The organism is Tahibacter caeni (assembly GCF_024609805.1).
Lineage (GTDB): Bacteria > Pseudomonadota > Gammaproteobacteria > Xanthomonadales > Rhodanobacteraceae > Tahibacter > Tahibacter caeni.
In genome coordinates, this window is record NZ_JANFVR010000233.1 from 1 (window position 1) to 7806 (window position 7806).

General features: G+C 70.7%; 6 protein-coding genes. All 6 read left to right on the forward strand.

Annotation, left to right across the window (positions count from 1 at the left end; translation table 11 throughout):
- On the forward strand, nt 1-1861 hold a 1861-nt coding region (locus NON22_RS17055; RefSeq protein WP_257388147.1), incomplete at its 5' end, for a reprolysin-like metallopeptidase.
- A gap of 282 nt (nt 1862-2143) precedes the next feature.
- A complete protein-coding gene (locus NON22_RS17060; RefSeq protein ID WP_257388148.1) occupies nt 2144-3439 on the forward strand; it encodes an NCS2 family permease in 1296 nt (431 codons plus the stop codon).
- Between the two features lie 189 nt (nt 3440-3628).
- The gene (locus NON22_RS17065; RefSeq protein WP_257388149.1) at nt 3629-4375 is read left to right on the forward strand and encodes a sulfurtransferase; all 747 of its coding nucleotides are present in this window, start codon (nt 3629-3631) and stop codon (nt 4373-4375) included.
- A gap of 378 nt (nt 4376-4753) precedes the next feature.
- A complete protein-coding gene (locus NON22_RS17070; RefSeq protein WP_257388150.1) occupies nt 4754-5440 on the forward strand; it encodes an RDD family protein in 687 nt (228 codons plus the stop codon).
- Nucleotides 5441-5447: 7 nt separating this feature from the next.
- A complete protein-coding gene (locus tag NON22_RS17075; protein ID WP_257388151.1) occupies nt 5448-6446 on the forward strand; it encodes a stage II sporulation protein M in 999 nt (332 codons plus the stop codon).
- Nucleotides 6436-7806, forward strand: a 1371-nt coding sequence (locus tag NON22_RS17080) for a DUF4129 domain-containing protein (RefSeq protein WP_257388152.1), incomplete at its 3' end; no start/stop codon positions are given. The genes NON22_RS17075 and NON22_RS17080, both read left to right, overlap by 11 nt.

Consider the following 7806-nt stretch of genomic DNA (forward strand, 5'->3'; position numbering starts at 1 on the left):
GCCGCTCGCCGCCGGCGCGCCGGCCGCTGCGCAGTTCCGTGCGCTCGAACTCGACGCGGCCGCGTTGAACGCCTTCCTCGACGACGGCGCGCGCCGCGGCGAGACCCTCGCGGTTCCGCAGCCGGACGGCGGCTTCGCCGAGTTCATGCTGCAGGATTCCGGCGTGATGCCGCCGTCGCTCGCGGCGAAGTATCCGCAGATCAAGAGCTACCTCGGCGTCGCGACCGACGGCACGCAGGCGCGCATCGACGTCTCGCCGCTGGGCTTCCAGGCCATGGTGTTCGCGCGCGACGGCGTCTGGATCGTGCAGCCGCAGGACAAGGACGGCGGCAACGCGTATCTGAGCTTCGCGCGCGGCACGGTCACCGCGACGCGCGACTTCAAGTGCGGCGTCCACGGCCGGCCCGTGGCGAACAACATCGACGCGGCGCTGCGCAGCGGGCCGCTGCCGCTGACCACGACCGGCACGATCAAGCGCAACTATGCGCTGGCCATGGCGGCGAACCACAACTACGTCGTCGCGATCAGCCCGTCGGGCGGCGCGACCGTCGCCACCGGCATGGCCGGCGTCGTCGCGACGGTGAACCGCGTCAACCAGGTCTACGAACAGGATTTCGCGATCCACATGACCCTGGTCGCGAACAACGACCAGCTGGTGTTCCCGAGCGCGAGCGGCGATCCGTATCCGAACGACGACACCGCGATCGACATGAACACGGGCCAGATCGATTCGATCATCGGCGCGGCCAACTACGACGTCGGCCACGTGCTGACGACGGGTTCCGGCGGCGTCGCCGGCCTCGGCGTGATCTGCGTCTCCGGCCAGAAGGGCGACGGCACGACGGGTTCGCCGAGTCCGACCGGCGATGCGTTCTGGATCGACTACGTCGCGCACGAGCTCGGCCACCAGTTCGGCGGCGACCACACCTTCAACAGCACGACGTCGAGCTGCGGCGGCGGCAACCGCAACGGTCCGACCGCGTACGAGCCGGGCAGCGGCTCGACCATTATGGCCTATGCGGGCATCTGCGGTTCGGCCAACCTGCAGCCGAATTCCGATCCCTACTTCACGGCCAGCAGCCTCAACGAGATCCGCACCTACACCTTCGGCGGCGGCGCGTCCTGCTCGGACACGACGACGAACCCGAACGCGGTGCCGGCGATCGCGCCGCTGTCGAACTTCATCATTCCGGCGCGCACGCCGTTCGTGCTGACCGGTTCGGCGACCACGACGAGCGGCGGCACCCTGAGCTACGACTGGGAACAGAACGACACCGGTTCGATTAACAACAATCTGGCCACCGATCCGGGCAACGGCCCGATCATCCGTTCGCTGAACCCGACGCCGACCGGCGTGCGCGTTATTCCGCGCCTGTCGAACCTGATCGCCGGCACGACCATGATCGGCGAAATCCTGCCGACGACCGCGCGTACGATGCATTTCCGCCTGAGCGTGCGCGACAACGTGCCGGGCTTCGGCAGCACCAACAGCGCCGACATGACCGTGCAGTCGGTCGTCACGAGCGGCCCGTTCAAGGTCACCGCGCCGGCCACGGTCGTGAGCTGGGCCGGCGGCAGCGCGCAGACGGTGACCTGGGACGTCGCCGGCACGACGGCCGCGCCGATTTCCTGCGCGAACGTCGGCATCGACGTCTCCACCGACGGCGGCCTGACCTATCCGCTGAATGTCGGCAGCTTCCCGAACAGCGGCAGCGCGACGATCACCGTGCCCAACGTCGCGACGACCGGCGCGCGCGTCCGCGTCTCCTGCGTCGGCAACATCTTCTTCAACATCTCCGCGCCGAACTTCACGATCACCGCGACGACGGACCTGATCTTCAGGAACGGCTTCGATCCCTGAGCCGAATCGCTGTTCGCCGTATTTCGAGCCCTCCGCAAGGAGGGCTCTTTCGTTTCCGGGCCGGAAACCGGCAGTCGCCGATCCGGTACGACGGAAACGAAGCCGGCACCGCGCACCTCGTCCCCATCCGTGCACTCCGGTCCGTTGGGCATGGACGGAGATGGAGCGCCTCGCTCGGCAGCGCGCATCGGTCGCATCGAATCGCCGGCGCCCGCCGACGCGGCCGGCCCTCTGGCGGGCCGCCACGGCGTCCGTACAATCGCCCGACCATCGCCTGCGGAGATGCCCGTGCTCGAACGCTGGTTCCAACTGCGCGAAAGCGGCAGCGACGTCCGTACCGAATGTCTGGCCGGCCTCGCGACGTTTCTCGCGATGGCCTACATCATGTTCGTCAATCCGCAGATCCTCTCGGCCGCAGGCATGCCGCGCGAGGCGGTGTTCGTCGCGACCTGCCTGGCCGCGGCGATCGGCTCGGCCGTCATGGGGCTGTATGCGAACTACCCGATCGCGCTCGCGCCGGGCATGGGCCTCAACGCGTATTTCGCCTACAGCGTCGTGCAGGGCCTGGGCTTCAGCTGGCAGGCCGCGCTCGGCGCGGTATTCATCTCGGGCTGCCTGTTCGTCGCGATCAGCCTGCTGCGCGTGCGCGAGTGGATCGTCGACGCGATACCGCGCTCGCTGAAGCTCGCGATCTCGGCCGGCATCGGCCTGTTCCTCGCCGTCATCGGCTTCAAGAACGCCGGCCTGATCGCGGCGAATCCGGCGACCCTGGTCGGCCTCGGCGACCTGCATGCGCCGAGCGTGCTGTACGCGGCAGCGGGGCTGCTGCTGATCGTCGCGCTGGAGGCGCGGCGCGTTCGCGGCGGCATCGTCATCGGCATACTCGCGGTGACCGTGGCCGCACTGCTGTTCGGCCATGCGAAATTCGCCGGCGTGTTCGCGCTGCCGCCGTCGCTGGCCCCGACCCTGCTGCAGCTGGACCTGCGCGCGGCGCTCGATGCGGGCCTCGTCACGGTCGTGCTGACCTTCTTCCTCGTCGAGCTGTTCGACGCGACCGGCACCCTGATCGGCGTCAGCCACCGCGCCGGCCTGCTCGATGCGCAGGGCAAGCTGCCGCGGCTGCGCCGCGCGCTGCTGGCCGATTCGACCGCGATCGCCGCGGGTGCGGCGCTCGGCACCTCGTCGACGACGGCCTACATCGAGAGCGCGGCCGGCACCGCGGCCGGCGGACGCACCGGCCTGACCGCCGTCGTCGTCGCGCTGCTGTTCCTCGCCGCGCTGTTCCTGTCGCCGCTGGCCGCGACCGTGCCGCCGTTCGCGACGGCGCCGGCGCTGATCTACGTGGCCATCCTCATGAGCTACGGCCTGGCCGAGCTCGACTGGGACGACCTGACCGAGTCGGCGCCGGCGGTGATCTGCGCGCTGTCGATGCCGCTGACGTTCTCGATCGCCCACGGCATCGCGTTCGGCTTCATCAGCTATGCCGGCATCAAGCTGCTGGCCGGCCGCCGGCACGAGCTGCCGCCGGCCGTCGCGCTGATCGCGCTCGTGTTCGTCGCGAAGTTCGCGCTGCTCTGAAGCGCACCGGCGCAGGCTCGTCGGCGAACCGGCGGCGAACCGCACGCGACGAGCCGGGAACTCCGCGAAACCGTGACGGCGCGCGCCGGACCCGCGGACCGGCCGGCGGACGCTCCGCGCCGCAACGGCTACACTAGCCGGCCGCGATGCCGGCGCCCGGCGCCCGTCCTTCCGATTCTGCCGTTCCCCATGATCGTCAACATCGCCGCCTACCATTTCGCTGCGATCGACGCGCCGCAGGCGCTGATCGACCGCCTGCACCCCTGCGCCGAGGCTTTGCAGCTGCGCGGCACCGTGCTCGTGGCCGCCGAAGGCATCAACCTGTTCCTGGCCGGCAGCGAAGGCGGCATCGCGGAGTTCCTGGACCTGCTGCGCCGCGACGCGCGGCTGGCCGGCATCGCGGTCAAGTACAGCCGCAGCGGGCAGGTCCCGTTCGCGCGGCTGAAGTTCAAGCTCAAGCGCGAAATCATCAGCTTCCGCCGCGACGAGGCCGACCCGCTGCAGGGCCGCGCCGCCGCGGTCGCCCCGGCGCAGCTCGCGCGCTGGATCGCCCGGGGCTGCGACGACGACGGACGCCGGCTCGTGCTGCTGGACACGCGCAACCGCGAGGAGGTCCGTCACGGCACGTTCGCCGGCGCCTTGACCCTGCCGATCGACCGCTTCACCGACCTGCCCGCGGCCATGGCCGCCGAGCAGGCGGCGCTGGCCGACGCGACCGTCGTGAGCTTCTGCACCGGCGGCATCCGCTGCGAGAAGGCCGCGCTGTGGCTGCGCGACAACGGCCTGCCGCAGGTGCTGCAGCTCGACGGCGGCATCCTCGGCTATTTCGAGCAGGTCGGCGGCTACGGCTACGACGGCCGCTGCTTCGTGTTCGACGAGCGGGTCGCGCTCGACGCGCAGCTGCAGCCGCTGGTCGACCGCGCCGACGCGGCCTGAGGCCGCCGCGCCGCTGCGACCGACTGCCGCGGCGCACGCGTTGCGCAATTGCCGTGGCCACCACTACAGTGCGGCGCAGCGGAAGACTCTGATCGCGCCCGGATTCCGTAAGGATGTCGGAGCCCCCTCGCATCGCAGGGCGGCCGCGCGGCGGGCAATCGGGAAGATCGGCGGCCGTACGTCTCGGCGCGGGCGCCGATGTGCGCCCAGGTCTTCCCGGCGCGTTTGTTCAGGTCTTCCCCAGGGAGTAAGCCGCGTGACGGGACCGTTGCCGCCAATCCGACCGCAGGACGCCGCGCCGCGTGTGCGACGCTTCCCGGCCCCGTACTCCGATGTCGGCCTTGCCGCGGCGAGGCGCGTCTGAATCTGCCGGCTCCCGTGACGCTCGTCGACACGCTGACCCTCGTCGAGACGCCCGAAGGCATTTCGCTGCGCCTGCGCGCCGCCGGCATGATGCCGCGCGCGGCGGCCTGGGCGATCGACTTCTCGCTGCGCCTGGTCGTGATCTGGTTCGTGAGTCTGGCGCTGGCCGTGCTCGGCGACCTCGGCGTCGCGATCTACCTGATCGTCCTGTTCGGCCTGTTCTGGGCGTATCCGGTGCTGTTCGAAGTGCTCATGGACGGACAGACGCCGGGCAAGCGCGCCGTGGGCCTGCGCGTGGTCAATGCGAACGGCACGCCGGTAGGCTGGGTGCCGTCGATCGTGCGCAACCTGATGCGCACCGTCGACATGCTGCCGATCTGCTACGGCTTCGGCCTCGTCGCCGGATTCGTCGACGCGCACAGCCGCCGCTTCGGCGACATGGTCGCCGACACGCTCGTCGTCCACGTCGACCACCATCACGGCTACAGCTCCGCGCCGAACGTGCCGGCCGTGCAGTCGCCGCTGCTGCTGCCGGCCGCCGAGCAGGGCGCCATCGTCGCGTTCGCCGAGCGCACGAAACAGCTGACGCCGGAACGTCAGCAGGAACTGGCCAACCTGCTGCCGCAGCTGACCCAGGCGCGCGGCGCGGTCGCCGTGCAGCGCCTGCTCGGCATGGCCAGCAGCTTCCTCGGCAGGCATTGAGCGGCGCATGAAACAGGACGTGTTCCAGGCGCGGCACGAAGCGGAATGGACGGCGCTGGAGCGCTGGCTCGACCTGCGCGCGCGGCCGCCGGCCAAGCAGCGCACCCACGACGCCGAAGGCCTGTTCGGCGACCTGGATTTCCCGGCCGCCTACCGGCGCGTATGCCAGCACCTCGCGCTGGCGCAGCGGCGCGGCTACAGCGTGCTGCTGATCGACCGGCTGCAGGACCTGGTCCACCGCGGCCATCTCGTGCTGTACCGGCCGCATCCGCCGCGCTGGCATGCGGCGATCCAGTTCTTCGCCGCGGACTTTCCGCGCCTCGTGCGCCGCCACTGGCGTTCGATGGGCGTCGCCGCGCTGCTGTTCTTCGGCAGCTTCGTCGGTGTCGTCGTCGCGCTGCAGGTCCGCCCCGAACTCGCCCATTCGCTGTTCGAGCCCGCCGAGCTGGCCAAGTTCGAGGCCATGTACGACCCGGCCCAGCCCGAGGCCAAGCTCGGCCGCGAGAGCGGCAGCGACGTGAAGATGTTCGGTTATTACATTCTCAACAATGTCAGCATCGGCTTCCGCACGATCGCGGCCGGCTTCTTCGCCTGCATAGGCTCGGTCTACGTGCTGCTGTTCAACGGTCTGTTCCTCGGCGGCATCGCCGGCCACCTGACCGCGATCGGCTACGGCGGGCCGTTCTGGCGCTTCGTCGCCGGGCATTCGGCGCCGGAACTGCTCGCGATCGTGATTTCCGGCGGCGCCGGCCTGCAGCTCGGCATGGCGATGCTCGCACCCGGGCGGCGCAGCCGCGGCCGCGCCTTCGTCGAGGCCGGCGTGGACATGGCCAAGCTCGCGCTCGGCGTGTTCGCGATGCTGGTGTTCGCCGCGTTCGTCGAGGCGTTCTGGTCCTCGATCGGCTGGATGCCGGATCCGGTCAAGTTCAGCGTGGGCGGCCTGCTGTGGCTGCTGATCGGGCTGTGGCTCTGGCGCGGCGGACGCGGAGCGGCGCATGCGGCTTGAAGGCCTGACCGTTGCGCTGCGACCGCGCTCGTCCTGGGAAGCCACCGATCTCGGCATAGCGCTGACGCGCCGGCACGCGCGCACGGTCTGGAGCGCCTGGACGCTCGCGACCTTGCCGGTGGTCGTGCTGGTCAATGCCGCCTGCGCGGCGATCGACGCGGTCTGGCTGGCCACCCTGCTGGTCTGGTGGCTCAAACCGGTGTTCGATCGCGTGCCGCTGTACGTGCTGTCGCGCGCGGTGTTCGGCGCGACGCCGGGCGTGCGCGAGACCCTGCGCGCCGCGCTGCGCTGGGGCTGGCGGCCGATGCTCGGGTGGCTGACCTGGCGCCGCCTGCATCCCTCGCGCTCGCTGCTGCTGCCGGTGGATCTGCTCGAAGGTCTCCGCGGCTCACGCCGCGGCGAGCGCGTGCGCGTGCTGCAGCGCTCGACCAGCGGCACGGCCATGCTCGTGACCCTGATCGCGGTCAACATGGAAATGATGCTGTCGCTGTCGGTCGTGCTGCTGATCCTGATGTTCGTGCCGATCGAGTTCTTCAGCGACGCGGCGCAGCAGGTCTGGAGCACCCTGTTCGAGAATCCGCCGCTCTGGGGCCAGTGCCTGGTCAACCTGATCGGCTGGCTTGCGCTGAGCCTGATCGAGCCGTTCTACGTCGGTGCCGGCTTCGGCCTGTATCTGAACCGGCGCACGCAGCTGGAGGCCTGGGACGTGGAGCTCGCGTTCCGCCGCCTCGCCGCGCGCCTGAGCACGACGGCCGCGGCGTTGCTGCCGCTCTTGTTCGGCGCGCTGCTGCTGGCCGGCGGCGCGCGCGCCGCGGAGGACGAACCCGTCGACGCGGTCGGCGGCGCGGCCGGCGAGACCGCGGCCGCCGACGCCGGCGACGCGCCGAAGGACAGCCTGCGCCGCATCTTCGCCGGCCGCTACGTCGACGACGGCGGCTTCGGCGATTCGGTGCGGCAGGGCTATGCCGATCCGGACCTGAGCCCCAGGTCCACCGAGCACGTCTGGGAGAAACGCGACAAGTCGGCGAGCACGTCCGACCTCGACCTCAGCGCGTCGCCGCTGCGCCGCTGGTTCGAGGCGGCCGGCCGCGTGTCCTCGTTCGCGGCCGAGAACGTGCTCTGGGTGCTCGTCGCGATCTTCGTGTTCCTGCTGGTCCGCTATCACCGCGTCTGGCTGCCGTGGATCGGCGACCGCTTCGTGCGCGAGCGCAAGCCCGACGCGCTCGAAGTCCGCGACATCGCCACGCCCGAAGACCTGCCGGCCGACGTGGCCGGCGCCGTGCGCGCGCTGTGGCAGCAGGGCCAGGCGCGCGCGGCCCTCGCGCTGTTCTACCGCGCGGCCGTGCTGGGCCTCGACGAG

Excerpts from the sequence above, each read along its gene's own strand:
- NON22_RS17060 (WP_257388148.1), top strand. The coding sequence starts at position 2,144 with ATGCCCGTGCTCGAACGCTGGTTCCAACTGCGCGAAAGCGGCAGCGAC.
- NON22_RS17065 (WP_257388149.1), top strand. The coding sequence starts at position 3,629 with ATGATCGTCAACATCGCCGCCTACCATTTCGCTGCGATCGACGCGCCG.
- NON22_RS17075 (WP_257388151.1), top strand. The coding sequence starts at position 5,448 with ATGAAACAGGACGTGTTCCAGGCGCGGCACGAAGCGGAATGGACGGCG.